A 19,749-nucleotide genomic window follows, 5' to 3' on the forward strand; every position below is an offset into this window, starting at 1 on the left:
GCTTTTTAACTTACTTTTTAAAAGGAAATGCGTATTTAACAATACGTTTTATCACACTGCCATATTGTTTTACCAAGCTGGCATTATTGTAATTTAAACCATATTTTTCACATACTGCTTGTACTTTTGGCGCCATTTTACGGTAGCGACGTGCAGGAACATCAGGATACAAATGGTGTTCAATTTGGTGACTTAAATGTCCAGTCAAAATATGGAACGCTTCTGATCCAGTTAAATTTGATGATCCACGAATTTGACGCATATACCAGTGACCACGACTTTCATTTTCCAGTACTTTTTTCGGGAAAACTTCGACATCCTTAGTAAAGTGCCCACAGAAAATGACACTAAAAGTCCAAATATTACGGATGCCATTTGCTACCATATTCCCCGCAAATACAGGCAATGCAGCAGGACCTGCAATCAGTGGGAAAAATACATAGTCTTTAAACAGTTGCTTACCAATCTTACGTTGCATCGGTTTCCATTCAGCTAAAGTTTGCGCTTTACTCTTACGACCTTTGAAATATTTACCCAACTCCAAATTTTGAATCGCAACTCCCCATTGGAACAATAAGCAAAATGGAATGCTGTAAAGGGGTTGTAATAAAAAGCCAGGTTTCCAACGCTGTTCGGGGAATAAGCGAAGCAGTCCATAACCAATATCATCATCCATTCCTTTAATATTGGTATAGGTATGATGCTTATAATTATGGGTTTGACGCCAATTATCTGATGTGCCGACAATATCCCATTCATAGTTTGGACCATTAAATTTAGGGTCATTCATCCAGTCATATTGACCATGCATTACGTTATGGCCCAACTCCATGTTTTCCATAATTTTGGAAAAACCAAGTAGCCCCGTACCTAGAACCCATGCTGGCGGAAACCACCCAGCAAATAAACAGGCGCGGCCTGCAATTGATGAGTAACGCACTGCTGCATACACACGACGAATATATTGCGCATCTTTTTCACCAATATCATCGAGCACTTCTTGTTTAATGGCATCAAGCTCACGTGCAAGCTCGTCCAACTCAAATGAAGTCAACTCACGATTCTTTGGATTTTTAAAGTATTCAACTTTTACTGGCATATTCATTGTATTTATTCCCCTTATAAATCAACAATAAGATCAGTTTGTGCTGTATTCACACAGATTTTAAGAAAATTTCCAGGCTCAGAGTTTTGCGTACCATTAACCAAACTTTGAGTTGAACCTTCTACTTTATTACATGCACATTTATTACAAATTCCCATACGGCAACCATGTTGCGGTTTGACATTTTGCTGTTCTAAACTAGCAAGAATAGATTGTCCTTTTGGAATACTTAAAATCTTCTTCGACTTGGTTAATGTGATATTGACAAAACCGACTTCATCATTTGTAAACTGGCTCATGCTAAATGCTTCGGTTTTTAGGATTTTCGCTTCACCGAAAAGTGCATCAACCGTAGCAACAAAACCAGAAGGACCACATGCATAAACCGTGGCCTGATCAATCTGAGTCAATCCAATTAAGTGATCCGCATTTAAGCGCTGATCTGCATCTGGTTCTTGTGTGTAGAAAATACTGAACTGAAAACTTGGATATTGTGTAGCCAATTGTTCAAAATAAGTCTTGAATGCTGCATCTGCATGCTGTTTCACCCAATACATCAAATGTACAGGCTGTGTTTTAAGTTGAGTAGTATGATCCAAACGTTTAAGTAAGCTCAACATGGGTGTAATACCACTACCAGCAGCCAACAGGATCAATTCTGGATCATTTACAGTCAACTTCATGTCACCATAAGGCTGGCCAAACTCTAAAATATCGCCAATTTGAGTCTGTTCACACAGCCAATGACTCACTTTACCTTGATCCACTTTTTTCACGCTAAGCAACACATGCTGAGCATCTAGTTGAGTCAAACTGTAAGTTCGTTCGTAACGAATGCCCTGTACATCAACATAAACGGGATGATGCTGTCCCGCTTGGCCCATTTGAAAATGACGGTTAATTTGGATCGTCAAACTCACCATGTCATGTGCTGCTTCTTCTTTTTTCACCACTTTGCCTAATGCTTGGTGGATTGACCATAGTGGGTTAATTTTCTGGAGCCAAAAGTTTGCTGTATGTCTATCTACAACACTCTCAGCGAATTCAGTTAAAGGAGATTTTGTTCTTTCAAGGATATGCATAGTAAACGACCACGCCATAGATTTTGAATTATTATACACATGTATATATATTTGTATATATATTCCAATTGTTTCGTTTCGTTTCACAATGCCGACCAGTGGGGCTATAATAAAAGTCTTGATTTAATTGCTTGATAAATATGACACCGACCACCATTCAAACTCATACAACCAACACCGAGCATGAAGCTTCAAAACCCCATGCACCAGTGCTTGCACGTAGTGTCGGTCGAAAAGCAACAATCACAAAAGACGAACTGTTCCAAGCTGCTTTAAATTTAATTGGTCCTGAAAAAAGTATTGCATCTCTAAGTTTGCGTGAAGTTGCACGTGAAGCAGGCATTGCACCGAACAGTTTCTATCGTCACTTTAAGGACACAGACGAACTTGCAATTGAGTTAATTCAGCGTGCAGGTGTTGTACTACGTCAGATTTTGCATGAAGCACGCATTAAGGCGATTCGCCAAGAAAGTATTATTCGTAGTTCTGTTGAAGTATTTATTGAACAGTTAGATGCTGACGATGGCAATTTGAGTCTGTTATTACGTGAAGGTTATACAGGTTCCACTTCGTACAAAAGTGCAGTTGAGCGACAGTTAAACTATTTCCAGCAAGAACTTAAAGACGACTTAATTCGTTTAGAACGTTTAAACAACAGTAAACTCTTCCACCCTGAATTAGTCGCAATGGCAATCACCCAATTGGTATTCAATATGGGCGCCAAAGTGATTGATATGCCAAGTGTAGAGCGCAAGAAAATGGCTGAACAAACCATGATCATGATCCGCATGATTTTAGAAGGTTCACGTCATCTTGACGAAGCCATGATTCGTTGATGGCTTAACGCGAACATTCTTTACTCAGGGTTTAGTTAACTTGGCCTTGTTTTTCAATCAATTGCTGTACAAAATCTGCAGTCTGTTCAGGTTTCTCAAGTGGAAACATGTGGCTACCTTCTAGCACACTATAGTTGATGCCATAGGTTTTTTTCATCCCTTGTGGCAAACCCTGCTTATAAAAATGACTATTTTTTGCAGTAATAAGATGTATTGGCATGTTAGGTGCTTTGCGTGGGGTACGCCACCACCATGCAGGGACTGTTCTAAAAATTTTGGCTTCAGTCTGTTTAGGAACAGCAAGTGTCACGCCACTTCGTATTGGATCAACTTTCAAACCGCACTCAATAAAATCAGCAAAACACTGTTCATCAAAGTCCTTAAAAATACGATTAGGTCTTAGTGTTTGACTGGCTTGTTCAAGGCTTTCCCAATGATCTCGACGCTTAACGGTGACTGCCGCTGGGGTCAATTTATCAACCGACTTTGAACCCAGTTTTTGCAAAACTTCAAATAAAAATGCTTTAGGCCCGATCACAAATGGTGGGTCCATGATAATCACTTGCGAAAACAGCTGTGGTTTTTTATAGGCCGCCATCAAAGTGAGTAAGGAACCAAAAGAATGCCCTAAACCAATCACTTGTTGCTGGGGGAACTGCTGTTCTATATCTAAAATGACTTGATCCACCAACGCTTCCCAACGATATTCCACAGGATAGTGCGGATCTAGACCAATCATCGGAATGGCTTTAACATTAAAATCGTTGCTTAAAAAACGGAATAACTTTTGATAACTAGCAGATGGAATACCATTTGCATGGGTAAAGTGTAAGGCAGGTTTGCTCATATCTCTTTAAATCTATTTTTTCATACCGTGTTTACCATAGTCATTTTTGAAAATGAACGGAATGGCAAGACATGAAACATACGTCCCAACATTTGAGCATTTATGCCAGTTTCATGACTAGCAATAGAAGCATTCTAAATGACATCACTTGGCTGAAACTGTTAAGTTCTGATTACCTAGAAAAGTAGCGCCACAGTTAGTTTTGTCTCCTGCAATCACCACAGCACGCCCCAAGACTGTTGTGCTCTGGTCTGTTGCAATCGCAGAAACCACCATTCGGCACTTCGGACAAAAGTGTTTCATTCCATTTAAGTGCACAGCGATACCATTAATTACAAAACTGTTTTCACACTCAATGACTACACCACCATGTGTTGTTTTTGAACCCATTGTTATTAAAGCTTTAGGCATAATTTATTATTCTATAAGTTAGAGTTTTAATGCTGAAAATTCTAGCATAAGCAAGCGCTTAAAATTTCAATAGATTACTTTTCAAATACAACGTAGACATCCCTTTTTGAAGTTCATTAAAAAAGCACCCGAAGGTGCTTTTCATACAGCAATTGCGATTATGGTTTAACCACAACCATCACTTGAATGGCTTCTGGTGTGACCGATAGGCCATCGAGTAAACCAAGACCTTCTTTTTGCAGTTTTTGTAGACGCAAGATCTCATCTTCACGAATACTCGGATTAAACTGCTTTAAGTAAGTCAGACGGTCAATTTCGTATTGCCACTTACTACCGTAGACTTCTTTCGCTTGTTGCACAAAATTCGGTAAAGCCGAACGTGCAAGCTCTAATGCTTGCACATAACGCTGTTCAATCACTTCACGGCGTGCTTTCACCACTTGACGACAGCTATTGCCATCCAAATGATGCAAATACGGTTTTAAAATTTCAGGCGCAATTTTCTGCGACAGGTCTTGACCTTTTTCACTAAGCAAGACACGAACCAATTGTTGCGGTAAGCTTGAAGGTAAATTCAATGCTTTCGGTGCCACCACATCGACCTTAAACCAAACTTCTAACAGCACCGAACCTTGCGGTAAAGCAGCTGACTTCAACACTGCAACGTTAGTACTACCAAAACCTTGAGTGTTGATCATTTCCATCACACTTTCAGTAAATGGATGCTCAAGGGTTAAATACTGAGCATCTTCACGTACCTGAGCCTGATCACGATAGAAAGTCGCTGTCATACCTTCTTCGTCCAAGGTTAAACCTTGAACTTGCATTTGATCGGTTGGTTTAATGATGACTGTACCATTGCTTTGCTCGTCAAAATCAATATTTGTCGACGCCATAAAGCGCTTCATAAACATTGGCAAAGTGGTATTGTCATCATATTCTTCAAGCGCTTGCACGATTTCTTGCGCCACAATTGGGCGGCATGAGTTGTATTCAAGCAAACGGTCACGACCTGATTGTAACTCAGCCTCTAATGCTTCGCGTTGTACGCTGACCGCTTCGAGTAAGTCATCAAACTGCTGACCTTTATCTGCCAGTAAGCAATCTTTCAATTCAACAATAAAGTTTTCTTGTAAAGTTTGCGCAGTTGGAGAGATATTACTGAAAATATTTAATGCTTCGTTATACCAACGGAACATGCGTTCTTGCGCTGTGCCAATTAGATATGGCACATGAATTTGAATGCGGTTTTCTTGACCAATACGATCCAAACGACCAATACGTTGTTCAAGTACATCTGGGTTTGCAGGCAAATCAAATAAAATCAGATCTGATGCAAACTGGAAGTTACGACCTTCAGAACCAATTTCAGAGCACAGTAAAATTTGTGCACCATAAGACTCTTCGGCAAAGTAAGCCGAGGCTTGGTCACGCTCAAGTAAACTCATGCCTTCATGGAACATCGCGGTACGAATACCTGCATGTAAGCGGAGTACATTTTCAAGTGCTTCAACAACTGGACCACTACGTGCAATCAGCAACACTTTTTTGTGTTTTAAGTCTGTACGTAGTTTTTCCATGAGCCACATGACACGTGGGTCAGCTTCCATCCAAGCACCATCAAGTTGTGCTTCTTCTGGCCACATTTGTTCACGTAATTTACCGTCTTTAGACCAGTTTTCTGGGGCAGGCAAAGGTGCAGGCTGACAGTCACGACCAGGGAAGCCTTGAATAGCTTCACGGGTGTTGCGGAACAAAATACGCCCTGTACCATGACGGTCTAAAAGCTCATGAATGGCACGGAAGCGTTGTTCAGGTGCATCTTCAATGCGGTGCCCCAACAAACTTTCAAGCGCTGTCAAATGCCCTTCTTCAAGTGACATATCTGACATGAGCACTTCAGCAATTTTTGCAGTTTGCTGATACTGGGTTTCTTCATCCAAGAAGCGATCTAAAGAGCTAAAACGCTGCGGATCAAGTAAACGTAAACGCGCAAAGTGACTTTCCACACCCAGCTGTTCTGGAGTTGCCGTTAACAGTAAAACACCCGGTGTTTTTTCTGCTAACTCTTCGATCAAGTCATAACGGTCATTGCCACCGTCTTCCTCATTCCACATCAAGTGATGTGCCTCATCGACCACCAACAGATCAAAACCAGCTTCTAGGGCTTGTTCACGTAAGTCATCATGGTCAATCATTAAATCAATTGAGGCAATGATGCATTGTTCTGTTAAAAATGGATTGAGATCAGGGTCATGCTCTTTGATTGAAGCTGTACGGGTTAAATCAAATAACGAGAAGTTCAAATTGAAACGGCGGCGCATTTCAATCATCCACTGATACTGCAGTGAATCGGGTACCAAAATTAGGATGCGTTCTGAACGGCCCGTTTTAAGCTGTTGATGGATGATCAACCCAGCTTCAATGGTTTTCCCTAAGCCAACTTCATCGGCTAAAAGAACACGGGGAGCAAAACGCTGACCCACTTCGTGTGCAATATATAACTGGTGTGGAATCAGGCCGACACGTGAACCAACCATGCCACGTAAAGGACTCGACTTCATATTGGCTTGCATCAACATCGCTTCAATACGTAAGTCGTACCATTCTTTATAGTCAATTTGACTTGCCAATAAGCGATCAAGCGGTTTAGACAACTGAATTTGAGCGCCAATGCGAGTTTCATTCAGCGATTTACGCTCTTCAGTGCCATCTTCTAAACGACGTACAACGTTATAACGCACAACGCCGTGACGGTCTTCTTGAGACTCAACGATCCACTTCGTCCCTTCTTGATCTTGCAGCTCATCGTTCACGTTGAAGATGATACGGGATAAAGGTGCATTATTTCGTGCATAAACACGCGTTTCATCACTTTTAGGGAATAAGATGCTGACAGATCGCTCATCTACATCAATAAGAACTCCTAGACCTAGTTCCGTTTCAGTATCTGATAACCAACGTTGACCAATAGCAAACTGCTGCAATTTTTCCACCTTTATCTACAAGTATAGGACTGCAAATTTAATGCTCAAACACTGTTTGATATTTGAGCAAAATTATACACCTTTAAGCAATATATTTTGACATAAAGCTCACTAAAAAAGTGAGCAAATTTGATGATTCCAATGACTTAAAACGGTACTGGACAAATAAATTCGACACGTTCATCCGTTTGAGGATGATGAAAGCTCAGACGCTCTGCATGTAAACACAATCTTGGCATGAGAGCTTGCTGCTCAGGAGAAGCATAAAGCGTATCCCCAACGATAGGATGACCTAAAAACTGCATGTGCACACGAAGTTGATGTGAGCGTCCTGTAATTGGGGTGAGTGCTACGCGGGTCACGGACTGGCCCTGTATTTCAAAATGCTCTAAGGCCTTCCACTCCGTCACAGCAGGCTTGTTATGACTGGGCTCTGCAATATGTAACGGTGGACGTGCAGGATCATAAATAACAGGTACATCAACAATACCCTGACCCTCTAAATAACCAGCCACAATCGCTTGATAGGTTTTATCGGTTTGACGTTCTTGAAACTGACGAGAAATGGATTTTTGTCCCCAACGACTGAGAGCAAAAACCAAGATACCAGAAGTATCACGGTCAAGACGGTGGATCAGTAGAGTTTTAGGTTCAAGTCTGACTAAACGATTGATCATGCAATCTTGTAAGTCTTCTGTCTTCCCTGGAACGGTGAGTATACCTGCAGGCTTATGGATGACCATGAAGTCTTCATCTCGATGAATCAGGTGTTCGGTTAGAAAATTACTCAAGGTTCCATTCCAAGCTGATCGCGAAAACAAGCGGGCAATAATAAAAAGCTTAAGCTAGAAATACAATGCAAAAATCGTTTTTTTTGATGCTTAGGCAAGATTGAATGCGTTATTTAACGACAAACACATGTACTTCCTCGTATCACATAAAATATGTATCACCCATATTTCCGCTATGACAAACGATTTTTAAATAACCATGCAGCCAAAGGCAAGGTGATCAACGCCAAAATCAGCATCGGCAAAAAGTCCCATTTCACCTGACTAAAGCTTGCACCTTCTAAATACACCCGTTGTACCAAGTCAATACCGAAACGAAGCGGATTGGCATAAGTCAGCCAATTCAACACATTTGGCATATTTTGAACTGGCGTTAATAGACCTGATAAAAGCGTCAAAGGCATAATCAGAAAAAAAGTATACAGCATGGCTTGTTGCATATTCAGCGCAATCGCCGAAATAGACAACCCAACACCAACGACTGCAATATTAAAAGCAAACAATCCAAAATAAATCAGCAATAATGAGCCATTCATCGGGATCTGAAACCAAAACAGGATGATCGCTAAAATAATCGAAGACTGAATCACACCAATCAGTATGGGTGGAATTGCCTTACCAATCATAATCTGCGTCGGTGTGTAAGGCGTCACCAAGAGCTGATCGAACGTTCCCTGCTCCCGCTCTCGCGCCACAGATAAAGCGGAAAGTAAAAGCGTCTGCATCATACTTAATGTTGCAATCAAAGATGGCATCATGCCCCATCTGGACTCTAAATTTGGGTTATACCATGTGCGTGACTGAACGGTAACTGCAGACGTTGAACCCAACCGCTCTTGATTGACCTGAGTCACTATACTGCTGATATAAGAGCCCGCCATGCCTGCCGTAGACGAGTTCCTACCATCCAAGACCACTTGGATTGCCGAAGATTCATTATTATTGAGTTTATCCTCAAAATCTGCGGGAATCGTAATCACTGCAAGTGCTGAACGGTCATTAATGACCTGTTGAATCTGGGCGGTATTCTGCAAATCTGCTGTGCGTTTAAATACACCCGAACCATCCAAATGCGATAGTATTTGCTGCGAAGCCTGACTATGACTTTGGTTCAGCACAGCATAATCCACATGATTGACATCATAACTGGCAGCATAACCAAAGAGCAGAGCTTGCAGAAATATAGGAATAATCAATGTTATCCGATTAGCAGGATCAACCAAAATAGTCAAAAATTCTTTTTTGGTTAGCACCACAAGATAATGAAACCAGCGCTGAAATGTCGCCATGAATTGTTGCATGATGTTCTTACCTCAGACGCTTTTTCAATGTACGCGCTGTAATCACAGTGAGCACGACAATATAAATCAACAAAATGCCACATTCTTTGAGCCATAAAGACCAGTCATCTCCACCTAAAAATAAGGTTTTGACCAATGTCATATAATGTGTTGCAGGCAATACATTGCTAATAATCTGCACCACTAAAGGCAGATTTCGTGTATCAAACACAAAACCTGACAGCATCATGGCAGGCATGAAACTCGCTAAAAGTGCCATTTGACTGGCTTGGAACTGACTTTGCGATACCCCTGAAATCATTAACCCTAATAATAAAGACACCATTAAATATAAAAATGATGCACTGATCACCGATAAAAGTGATGCGCGAATAGGAACTTCAAATAAATAATGTGCCGCCAACAGACAGACCACAATATCGACCATACCAATCACGATATAAGGGGCTAACTTAGATAAAACAATTTCCAAAGGGCGAATGGGCGTTACAAACATTGCTTCTAAAGTGCCACGTTCTCGCTCACGTGCAATCAGTAACCCCGTTAAAAATGCACCGACCAAAGTCAAAATCAACACAATCAAACCAGGCACTAAAAACCAGGTACTATTGCCCGACTCATTGAACCACATGCGCTGATCTACACTGATTACACCTGCAGTTGAACTGCTGTTGGTACGGTCAGCTTGTATTGAACTCACCGTATTTAAGGCACTGGCAATATAGCCCTGTAGTGAAGACGCTATACTGGTGGAACGACCATTATTGATAATCTGCACCGTGGCAGAACCATTGGCATATTGCGCTGCAAAATCACTGGGCATATTGAGAATGGCATCAATATCATCATTCCCCATTGCCGCTTGCGCTTGTGCAAAACTTGGATAATGGATCACTGTGATATATTTCGAGCCGTTTAAACCACTGAGGACTTGGCTACTTTGTGGTGTCGGATTTTGATCGACCACACCGACACGACCATTGGTCAAGTCAAAAGACAGGCCGTATCCAAAAAGCAATATCAAAATAATGGGTAAAATAAAACCGATCGCCATGCTACTTTTATCACGCAATAACTGCTTCGTCTCCTTGCGTGTCAGTGCAATGAGCCTTGTCCAAAATGCTGAGCGATGACTCATACGGCTCTCCTCATTTGATCTCGTCTCATACGCTCGCCTCTTTTACTTGCTGACTCGCACGAGATTGCTCCACAATGGCAATAAAAGCACTGTTCATATCATTGACACCTTCACCATGCACCATACTTCGGATGTCTTTGGGTGTACCAAGTGCCAACATTTTCCCTGCATCCTGAATCGCGATACGATCGCAATATTCTGCTTCTTCCATAAAATGTGTGGTGATAATAATAGTAATGCCTTGATTGGCGAGCTCACCAATGGTGTACCAGAACGCACGTCGTGCCAATGGGTCGATACCACTGGTCGGTTCATCTAAAAACACAATTTCAGGCTGATGTAACAGTGCTGCTGCCATCGACAAACGCTGCTTAAAGCCATTGGGTAAATCACCACTTTTAGCATGTGGCTTGAGTTCAAACTGATGTAATGCCTGATCAACTTGTTGCTTTAGATGTTTGCCTGATAATCCATACGCACCGCCAAAAAACTTTAAGTTATCCAAAACACTTAAGTTGCCATATAGGGCGAATTTCTGAGATACATAACCAATTTTGGCTCTCGCTTGTGCACGTGCTGTACGCAGATTCATCCCCGCTACTTCGAGTACACCACTACTGGCAGGAAGCAGACCACACAGCATACGAAACGTCGTGGTTTTGCCTGCACCATTTGGCCCGAGCAATCCAAAAATTTCGCCACGTGATACATCAAACGAGGTACTGGCCACGGCGGTAAAATCACCAAATGTACGCACGAGATCCTGAACCACAATGACAGGTGCTTCTGCGTTACTATCTAAATCTGCGTTGCTGTCTAAACGCACTTTCGTATTCGGGACTTTTTCAGCATTGATCGGCTTGGTCTGAACGATATTCGCATTAATGCTCTGCTCATTGCTTTGGGCATAGCTTTGATCTGTGTTTAATCCTGTTATCGCCAGTTCGTTATTCTCAGCCGCACCTGAGTCTACGGTGTTTTTTTCTACATGCTTTGCTTCATGCAAAAGCAACATAAATGCATCTTCAAGTTCTGCTGCTCTCGCTTCTGCAACAACACCTTGTGGCAGTTGATCAGGCGGAAGAATTGGATGTTCAGTTCGGGTAATAAAACGTACCGCATCGCCTTTAGGCACTGCATCTGCAATGTATTTGTGATTATCCAGTAGATGTGCTTGTAACACCCTCGCCTTCATCCCTTGACTCGGTTTCACTTGCCAGGTTTGACCTTTGGCATAGTCTGTCAGTGCTTCAGGTGAACCCTGTTTGAGGACTTGACCCTCCAACATGACATACACATCATGACAACGTTCCGCTTCATCCATATACACTGTGCTGATAATGACACTCAAGTTCTCATCTTTCACTAACTGTTCAATGATGATCCACAAATCACGGCGTGATAGCGGGTCAACCCCAACACTGGGTTCATCGAGGAGTAATAACTCTGGTGAACGAACTAAAGTACAAGCCAAGCCCAACTTTTGCTTCATCCCTCCAGATAACTTCCCCGCAGGTCGCTCTGAAAATCGTGCTAAATCGGTAATTTTAAGCAAGCGATCAAAGCGTTCTTTACGTACATCCGCAGGTACACCATGTAGGTCGGCATATAAATCTAAATTTTCTTGAATGCTTAAATCTTCATATAAACCAAATTTCTGAGGCATATAGCTAATACGATCTTGTACAGACTGAGGGTCTTTGGCCACATCAATCCCAAGAACTTCCAAGCTTCCAGCAGTAGGCTCATACAAACCTGCAATCAATCTAAGCAATGTGGTTTTCCCCGCGCCATCAGGCCCAACCAAAGCAGCCAATTGTCCTGCCTTGATTTGCATATTCAGTCCTTGCAGCGCGTACACATCTTCAGCGCCTTTTTGCTCAGCTTTGAAAACTTGCTTTAAATCCTGAGCGATCATCACGCAATCTGAAGACATCGACTTACTCGCTTGTTTTTGCTTTGGAAGATTTATCAATATTGACCGTCACAGGTTGTCCCATTTTCAACTGGTCATTCGGATCATTGACATGAATACGAACTTCATAGACCAACGTGGTACGAATGTCTTCGGTCTGAACGGTTTTCGGGGTAAATTCAGCAACAGACGAGATATAACCAATTTTTCCAGTGATTGGCTGATCTGGTTGTGAATCACGCAGAATGGTGGCCGTTGACCCCATTTTGATTTGTCCAAGCTCTGTCTCACTGGCATAGACGCGTACCCATTTTGGATCAGTTAAAGCAATGGTATAAACCGATTTGCTAGATGTCGTCATATCGCCCACCTCTTGTAAGCGTGCCCGTACAACACCATCCACAGGTGAGCGTAATTCACTTTGTGCAATTTGATATTTGATCAAATCCAAACTCGCTTTAGTCGAGTCATATTGTGCTTTTGCCGCTTCGCGATCTTCTTTGCGTACCCCTTTTAACAGCAACTGCAAATTGGCTTCACTTTCACGCAAAGCTGCTTCGGCTGTTTTCATAGTGCTTTTAGCTGCATCAACTTCTTGCTTACTCACCGCTTGGCCTAACGAACTATTGTTTAACACCGCTAGACGTTGGTATTGTTTATCGGCATTTTCGAGTTGTGCTTTAGCTGATCCAACTTGTGCCTTTGCTTGGGCAATCTCTTCAGGTCGATTGCCCGCGGCTTGCTCATTTAAAGTTTGCTGTTGAACCTGCAATTGCGCATCCGCTTGTTGGGCTTGGATACTTAAAGATTCTGTATTTAAATGCGCTAGCACTTGGCCTTTTTTGACACGATCGCCTTCCTGAACAGTCATATTTTTAATACGCCCTGCGGTTTCAAAAGCAAGAGAGACTTGTCGAATATCAACATTGCCATACAACACGATGTGCTGCGCATCGTCCTTATCTCGATTCAACCACCAATATGCGACTGCCGATCCAAGCAAGACCAATCCAATCAGCACCGCAACATGACTCTTTTTCATGCACACCAGACCTTTGCTTATTTTTAATACAAGTTTAAATTTAAATTAAATTTAAACTACAATAATTAAGTAAAAAAAGATATACTCCTCTCATAATTTTTTACGCAGAGTAAACAATGTCTAGAGCTGGACGTAGCGATGGTGACTTAACCAAGTCGAAAATTTTGGATGCAGCAGGTCGTTTAATTGCTCAGAATGGTTTTGCAAAAACCACCAGCAAAGCGATTGCGAAGCTTGCCGAAGTCGATTTGGCTGCCATTAACTATCACTTCGACGGTCGTGATGGTCTATATCGTGCCGTATTAGCCGAAGCACATACGCATTATATTGATGAAGAAAAGCTGTTGGCTTTATTAAACAGCTCCCGCACCCCAACTGAAAAACTAGAAGTTTTTTTTGAAACCCTGATCAGCAAATTGGTTGAAACGGATGTGTGGCACAGCAAAGTATTTATTCGTGAACTTTTTTCGCCCACCACACATTTATACGATTTTATGCAAACTGAGGGCGCAAGAAAATTTCTATTAATCAAAAAGATCATTAGCCAAGTCTCAGGTATTGATGAAAACCACCCTGCATTATTAGCCTGCGTTTTGAGCACAGTTGCACCATGCATGATGCTGATTCTCGCTGATTCAAACTTACCTGGACCACTTAAAAATGTTTCGAAAGTTGAACCTGCGCTTTTGGTCAAACATCTCATGACCTTTTCAGTCGCAGGTTTAGCCGCCGCTAAACAACTTTATCTTTGATAAACCAACTGTCCTTGCTTATAAGTTGCAAGAACTTTGATGTCTTTGATTTTAGACGGTTCAATAGTGATTGGATTGGCGCTTAAAATAACAAAGTCACCGTATTTCCCTGTACTTAAAGTGCCTTTAATATCTTCTTCAAAATACTGATATGCAGCCCAGTCTGTCATCGTTTTAAGTCCGATATACGGGCTGACTTTCTGCGCCTCACCCAAAACTTTTCCTGTTCGCGTAGTGCGATTAACCGTTGCATCCAGTACCATCATGCTTTTCGGTGGGATGACAGGAGCATCATGATGCTCGGTGAAAATCATGCCTTTTCTTAAAGCTGAACCTGTCGGTGAAATATGTTCAGCACGCTTTTCACCTAATGTTTGTGCCACATGCCAATCCCCCCAGTAGTAGGTATGCAAAGAAAAAAATGAGGGAATTAGGTGAAGCTGTTTCGCCCGATCCAGTTGATCTTCACGCATGGTTTGCGCATGAATAATCACATCACGTCGCTTTGAAGCATCATATTTCTTTTGCGCATTAGCAATCACATTGAGGTATTGATCAATCGTGGCATCACCATTGGCATGTGCCAAAATAGGCCATTGTTTCTCGAAAGCCAAATCAATCATTTGCTGAACTGTTTTTTGTTCTGGAAATGCAGGATAACCACGATAGTTTTTATCTTTCCCTTCGGGTGGAACCACATAAGGTTCGGTTAACCATGCTGTTTTACCTTGGGGTGAACCATCTAAGCTAATTTTCACGCCACCAATTCTAAAGTGATTCACATAATTTTTACTTACCCCTTTTTCAAGCATATATGCCTGTTCAGAACTAATATCGGGATAAGAGACAACATCAATCGCTAATTTGTTTTGATTGGCCAAACTACGCCAAAGCTCTGAAGTGCCACGATCAGCTCGTCCCTCTTGTACCGTGGTATAGCCATTTGCCATATAGGTCTGTACTGCAGTCAATGCCATCTGTTGCATGATTTCAGGTGGTACGGTTTTAAAAGCTTGCAGCATTGCCTCAATCACGACACTTTCTTCCAGTACACCATTTGGAATATTTGTCCCGACCACGCGTCGAATCACCCCACCACTAGGATTGCTACTTTTTTCATTAATGCCTAACAATTCGAGTGCCTTGTGATTTGCAGAAGCCAAATGTCCAGACTGATGCAAAATCAGCACGGGTTGAGTCGTTGAAATCTGATCTAAGTCCGAGGCTGTTGGATGAACTTTCTCTTGTAGCTGGGCGTCATCATAACCATTGCCAATCATCCAACCAGAAGTGGCTTTTATAAACTGTGGATTTTGCTTTGCCCACGCCTTCATTTCTTGAACCAATGTGGCAATACTCACCACCTTGCCATCTGGTGGCGGATATAAATTAGCCACGGTTTGCTGCATACCGACAGAGTTTAAATGGCTATGGGCATCAATAATGCCTGGGATGACTGTCTTGTGATTCAAATTCAGACGTTTCGCCTGTGGCGCAAGCTTTTCAGCCTCAGACAATGCGCCTGTATAACGGATCTTTCCATCTTGAATTAACATGGCATCGACATAGCTGGGCTGCATGCCTTGCATGGTTAAAATGGGGCCACCATAGACCAATAAGGCATTTTTCATTTGTTGTTGTGTATTTGAAACCGTACTAGACGGACTGGATGTACAACCGCTTGTCAACAACACAGAGGAAGAAAGCACAGTTGTGAGTGCAAAAGAAACTTTATTAAAAAACATGGGCTAAACACCTCATATCACTAAATATTATATTTTTACTCTGTACGAGCATTCCTTATATCTATAAAACTTGGATACATCACATCATTACTCTACCTTAGCACTTTAGGTCAGCGCTTGTCAGGCAGAATAAAGTGCTAGATATACAACAGATTATTGTAATAATTTTAAAATGTGCTGCAAACGGATGTGATCTATATTTTCTTTATACACTGCATAAATGGGTGCAATACACGGATTATTGGCCTTGAGCGCTTTATAAACAATCTGCTTATTCCAAAAGTCACGGATGGCTTCAGGCACGATGGATAAGCCAATTCCGGCAGCAATCAAATTTAAACTTGAAGTTAAACGTGGTGCTTCTTGTACGATTTTTGGACTAAAGCCTGCTTGATAACAACTGGCCAAAATATTATCGAATAGATCTTGCCCAGCTAAACGTCGGTATAGCACAAAATCATGCGGTTCAAGATCCAGCAAATGAATCGGTTCGGCTTGCTCAGCCAAAGGATGATTGTTGGGTAGAGCCACAATGAGCGGCTCATCCAGTACATGCAAACTGGTTAAACCGAGGCCAATAGGTGCAGGTTTGCGTAAGAACACAATGTCATTTTTTTCATTGCTAATGGAATCAATCAGCGAGCTACTGCCATCTTCTTCCAAATGAATTGAAACACGTGGAAAAGTTTCCCGAAAGTTACGCAGCAACGCTGGTAAAAATGGATGTAAGCCAACCGAGTTGGTAAAGCCAATATTAATCTGACCTTCGACCCCCAAAGAAATATCCTGCACACGTTTGGGAATTAACTGTGCATGCGCCAATATCGCAAGGGCTTCTTTGTACAAAACCTTACCTGCTTCTGTGACCTCAACACCACGCGGCAAACGCTTTAATAGCTGCGCATTCAGTTCTTCTTCCAAGCTTTTGATAATCCGTGTCAACGGTGGTTGTTGCATATTCAAACGAACAGCGGCATGCGAAATATTACTTTCTTCTACCACTGCAACAAATGCTCTGAGTTTATGGATATCAATCATGTCTGCCCCATCAAACATACTTTTTCAGTATATATAACGTCAAAAATAGCATTTTTCAACATATCTCTACAGGTTCATACTGAGCTCATTCAACAAAAGGTGAAAGACATGAACACTGAAGTGCTCCCTGCTGAACAAATAACCCACCCGACTTCTCGGGAACTATTTGCAGGCTTTATGAAGCTGGGACTCATGGGCTTTGGTGGTGTATTGCCACTTGCACACCAAATGGTTGTAGAAGACCAAAAATGGCTCAACACGGAAGAGTTCACACACTTATTGGGTGTCTGTCAAATCCTCCCTGGTGGAAACATCATCAATATGGCTGTTGCGATTGGCTATGAATTTCAGGGAGTTAAAGGTGCGATTAGTGCCGTTCTCGGATTAATTTTTGCACCGACGGTGATTGTGATTTTTCTGTATGAACTCTATGCACAATTTCAAAGTATCCCCGTGATTCAGCACATGATTCAGGGGCTGGCAGCAGCGGCAGCAGGTTTACTGTTTGCCATGGGTTTAAAAATGTTGAAACCGATTCTCAAAAGCTACCTCACAATCTTTACTATCGCGCTAACCATCGTCTTTATGTTGATCATTAAAATTCCACTGGCACTGACTTTACTGATTTTAGTAGGCATCAATGTCGCTGTCTTAAGCTTGAAAAAAAGAGGAAAAAACGCATGATTTTACTCACCTTAGCCATCGTTTTTACCCAGCTTTCTATATTGGCCTTTGGTGGAGGCAATGCCATTTTGCCTGAGATGCAACATCAGGTGGTTGAAGTGCATCGCTGGCTTACTGCTACAGAGTTCAGCACCATGTTTGCCATGGCTCAAGCGGCTCCTGGCCCCAATATGATGATTGTACCTTTGGTCGGCTGGCATGTGGCTGGGCCTACTGGACTGTTCGTGACTTCACTGGCGAAGTTTGGTCCCTCTTCTGTACTGACTGTATTTGCACTCAAATTTTGGAATCAGTTTAAGGATCACCCACTACGTAGCATGTTTGAAAAGGCATTGAAACCCATTACCGTCGGCTTGGTTTTGGTTAGTGCCTATATTATTGCCGCTGCATCTGCTCAGAACTGGTTACTCATCGCAATCGTTATCGTCGCTACTGGTTTAAGCTTAGTGAAAAAACTTCATCCACTGTGGGTCATGCTCTTTGGGGCAGTATCAGGCGCACTGTTTTTATAAACAGTCTGTTCATTATAATCAGTATCCAATTACACATGCTTTCTGTTTCACCGTTACTTTCAAATAAATAGTTTAAGCCTTGCATCTGAAAACCAAGATGCAAGGCTTTGCCATTTGAGTCAATAAACATGTGAAAAAATCAAGGGTTAGGAAATATTTCCACCCAATGCAGTGATTAATTGCGCTGTATTTTTTAATTGGATTTGTTGCAACTCTAATGTGCTCTGTTCAGCTTGTAGCCTTAAATTCTGCGCCGTGACCACTTCCAAATAACTCACTAAACCTGCGTTATAACGTCGCATCACCACTTGTTCATTTTCTTTGCTCAGTTGTAGTAACTGAGCTTGTTCCAGTTGTTGTTGCTTCAAACTTGAAGTCTGCATTAAGGCATCATCGACTTCCTTCCAGCCCGTAAGTACAGCTTGCTTATAGGCTGCTAATTTTTCGTCATAGCTTGCCTGCGCTTGGGCAATTTCAGCTTGACGTTTTCCACCATCAAAAATAACCGAAGCCGCTTCTAATCCCGTAGACCATAAGTATGCAGGGGCTTGAAACAATTGGCCCAACACTTGACTATTTAAACTCGCATTAAGACTAATACTAAGATCTGGTAACCAAGCCGTTTGCGCTAAACCCAACTGCGCATGTGTGCTCGCAAGCTCCCGCTCTGCACGAATCACGTCGGGACGTTGCATGAGTAAACGACTGGGTAGCTGGGCAGGTACAGCAGGAATACTCAGACCTTGCTGACGTTTTGCCAATTGAAACTGAGCCACACTTTTACCCTGTAAGACTGACAGCACATTTTCCTGTAAATTGCGTTCACGCTGCGTTTCGATTTGCTGTATTTGCACTTGTTTCAACTGCGTTTCTGCCTGTATTACATCTGCCCGCGCAATCATCCCTGCTGTATATTGATTTTTTAAAATTTGCACCGAACGTAGGTAACTTTTTTGGGTTTGCTGTAATACATCAAGCTGCGCATCCAAAACACGAATGTTCCAATAAGCCTCAGTCGCCAATAACTGCTGATTTAACTTGACTGCGGCTAAGTCAGCCTGCACCGCTTCTAAATTTGCCTGTTGTTCCTCTATCGCTTTTGCTACACGTCCCCACACATCGGGAATCCAACTGGCCTGAACCCCTGTACTAAACTGGCTATTTGGAGAAACATGCTTTGCACCATTACGGTTGGCAGCACCTTCTAAGCTTAGACTGACAGAACGACTGGCTTTTTGCTGTTCAAGTAAAGCATTTGCTTGTCTATAGCGTGCTTCGGCCTGTTTCAAATTTAAGTTTTCTGCATTTAACTGTTGCAACAGTTGACTTAAAATAGGGTCTTGATAAATGTCCCACCATGCAACTGCCTTACCTTTTAACTTTGCGGTTTCTGTCCAATTAAGCATCGCATATTTGTATTGATCAGCCACTTGAATCATCGGTGTTTTATATTCAGGAGGACGTACGACCGCCGTAGAACTACATGCAGTCAACAACAATACACAACTTAGGCTGAAGACATTTTTATAAACCAAACCTGACATTCTATTTTCCTATTTTTTT

General features: G+C 42.0%; 17 protein-coding genes. 4 read left to right on the forward strand and 13 right to left on the reverse strand.

Translation table 11 applies throughout. From position 1 onward, the window contains the following. Nucleotides 1-10: 10 nt before the first annotated feature. Together B4F08_RS06645 and B4F08_RS06650 are read right to left on the reverse strand one after the other, a co-directional pair. Nucleotides 11-1,105, reverse strand: a complete 1,095-nt coding sequence (locus B4F08_RS06645) for a fatty acid desaturase family protein (RefSeq protein ID WP_086209358.1) — start codon at nt 1,103-1,105, stop codon at nt 11-13. Between the two features lie 14 nt (nt 1,106-1,119). Beyond that, nucleotides 1,120-2,187, reverse strand: coding sequence for a ferredoxin reductase (locus B4F08_RS06650; RefSeq protein ID WP_291373881.1), 1,068 nt, complete (start codon nt 2,185-2,187; stop codon nt 1,120-1,122). 140 nt (nt 2,188-2,327) lie between these two features. On the opposite strand from B4F08_RS06650, the gene fabR reads away from it, so the two are divergent. Then, the gene (fabR, locus tag B4F08_RS06655) at nt 2,328-3,023 is read left to right on the forward strand and encodes an HTH-type transcriptional repressor FabR (protein WP_291373882.1); all 696 of its coding nucleotides are present in this window, start codon (nt 2,328-2,330) and stop codon (nt 3,021-3,023) included. 31 nt (nt 3,024-3,054) lie between these two features. Here fabR and B4F08_RS06660 read toward each other — a convergent pair whose 3' ends face one another. From B4F08_RS06660 to B4F08_RS06695, 8 genes are all read right to left on the reverse strand, one after another. Continuing rightward, on the reverse strand, nt 3,055-3,870 hold the full coding sequence (locus tag B4F08_RS06660; protein ID WP_086209361.1) for an alpha/beta fold hydrolase: 816 nt from the start codon (nt 3,868-3,870) through the stop codon (nt 3,055-3,057). Between the two features lie 144 nt (nt 3,871-4,014). Further along, on the reverse strand, nt 4,015-4,281 hold the full coding sequence (locus B4F08_RS06665; protein ID WP_086209362.1) for a PAAR domain-containing protein: 267 nt from the start codon (nt 4,279-4,281) through the stop codon (nt 4,015-4,017). Between the two features lie 158 nt (nt 4,282-4,439). Next, on the reverse strand, nt 4,440-7,277 hold the full coding sequence (gene rapA, locus B4F08_RS06670; RefSeq protein ID WP_291373883.1) for an RNA polymerase-associated protein RapA: 2,838 nt from the start codon (nt 7,275-7,277) through the stop codon (nt 4,440-4,442). Nucleotides 7,278-7,414: 137 nt separating this feature from the next. Beyond that, nucleotides 7,415-8,101 carry an RluA family pseudouridine synthase gene (locus B4F08_RS06675; RefSeq protein ID WP_291373896.1) on the reverse strand — a complete coding sequence of 229 codons (687 nt, stop codon included), beginning with the start codon at nt 8,099-8,101 and terminating at the stop codon, nt 7,415-7,417. A gap of 131 nt (nt 8,102-8,232) precedes the next feature. Next, nucleotides 8,233-9,348, reverse strand: a complete 1,116-nt coding sequence (locus B4F08_RS06680) for an ABC transporter permease (protein WP_291373897.1) — start codon at nt 9,346-9,348, stop codon at nt 8,233-8,235. 19 nt (nt 9,349-9,367) lie between these two features. Further along, on the reverse strand, nt 9,368-10,498 hold the full coding sequence (locus B4F08_RS06685) for an ABC transporter permease (protein WP_291373884.1): 1,131 nt from the start codon (nt 10,496-10,498) through the stop codon (nt 9,368-9,370). Between the two features lie 25 nt (nt 10,499-10,523). Then, nucleotides 10,524-12,434: an ATP-binding cassette domain-containing protein gene (locus B4F08_RS06690; RefSeq protein ID WP_291373885.1), complete on the reverse strand. Its 1,911-nt coding sequence runs from the start codon at nt 12,432-12,434 to the stop codon at nt 10,524-10,526. A gap of 4 nt (nt 12,435-12,438) precedes the next feature. Then, a complete protein-coding gene (locus tag B4F08_RS06695; RefSeq protein ID WP_291373886.1) occupies nt 12,439-13,455 on the reverse strand; it encodes an HlyD family efflux transporter periplasmic adaptor subunit in 1,017 nt (338 codons plus the stop codon). A 116-nt stretch (nt 13,456-13,571) separates the two neighbouring features. Between B4F08_RS06695 and B4F08_RS06700 the strand changes: the two genes are divergently transcribed. After that, nucleotides 13,572-14,207, forward strand: coding sequence for a TetR/AcrR family transcriptional regulator (locus B4F08_RS06700; RefSeq protein WP_291373887.1), 636 nt, complete (start codon nt 13,572-13,574; stop codon nt 14,205-14,207). Here B4F08_RS06700 and B4F08_RS06705 read toward each other — a convergent pair. Both B4F08_RS06705 and B4F08_RS06710 read right to left on the reverse strand, forming a co-directional pair. Next, a complete protein-coding gene (locus B4F08_RS06705) occupies nt 14,198-15,952 on the reverse strand; it encodes an amidohydrolase (RefSeq protein WP_291373888.1) in 1,755 nt (584 codons plus the stop codon). The two genes, B4F08_RS06700 and B4F08_RS06705, sit on opposite strands and share 10 nt — an antisense overlap. A gap of 153 nt (nt 15,953-16,105) precedes the next feature. Beyond that, nucleotides 16,106-16,990, reverse strand: coding sequence for a LysR family transcriptional regulator (locus B4F08_RS06710; protein ID WP_086209596.1), 885 nt, complete (start codon nt 16,988-16,990; stop codon nt 16,106-16,108). Between the two features lie 108 nt (nt 16,991-17,098). On the opposite strand from B4F08_RS06710, the gene B4F08_RS06715 reads away from it, so the two are divergent. Beyond that, the gene (locus B4F08_RS06715) at nt 17,099-17,674 is read left to right on the forward strand and encodes a chromate transporter (RefSeq protein WP_291373889.1); all 576 of its coding nucleotides are present in this window, start codon (nt 17,099-17,101) and stop codon (nt 17,672-17,674) included. Continuing rightward, nucleotides 17,671-18,186, forward strand: a complete 516-nt coding sequence (locus tag B4F08_RS06720) for a chromate transporter (protein WP_291373890.1) — start codon at nt 17,671-17,673, stop codon at nt 18,184-18,186. Before B4F08_RS06715 ends, B4F08_RS06720 begins: the two co-directional genes overlap by 4 nt. A gap of 146 nt (nt 18,187-18,332) precedes the next feature. Here B4F08_RS06720 and B4F08_RS06725 read toward each other — a convergent pair whose 3' ends face one another. Beyond that, nucleotides 18,333-19,730 carry an efflux transporter outer membrane subunit gene (locus B4F08_RS06725; RefSeq protein WP_291373891.1) on the reverse strand — a complete coding sequence of 466 codons (1,398 nt, stop codon included), beginning with the start codon at nt 19,728-19,730 and terminating at the stop codon, nt 18,333-18,335. Nucleotides 19,731-19,749 lie beyond the last annotated feature (19 nt).

Source organism: Acinetobacter sp. UBA6720 (genome assembly GCF_002454215.1).
Lineage (GTDB): Bacteria > Pseudomonadota > Gammaproteobacteria > Pseudomonadales > Moraxellaceae > Acinetobacter.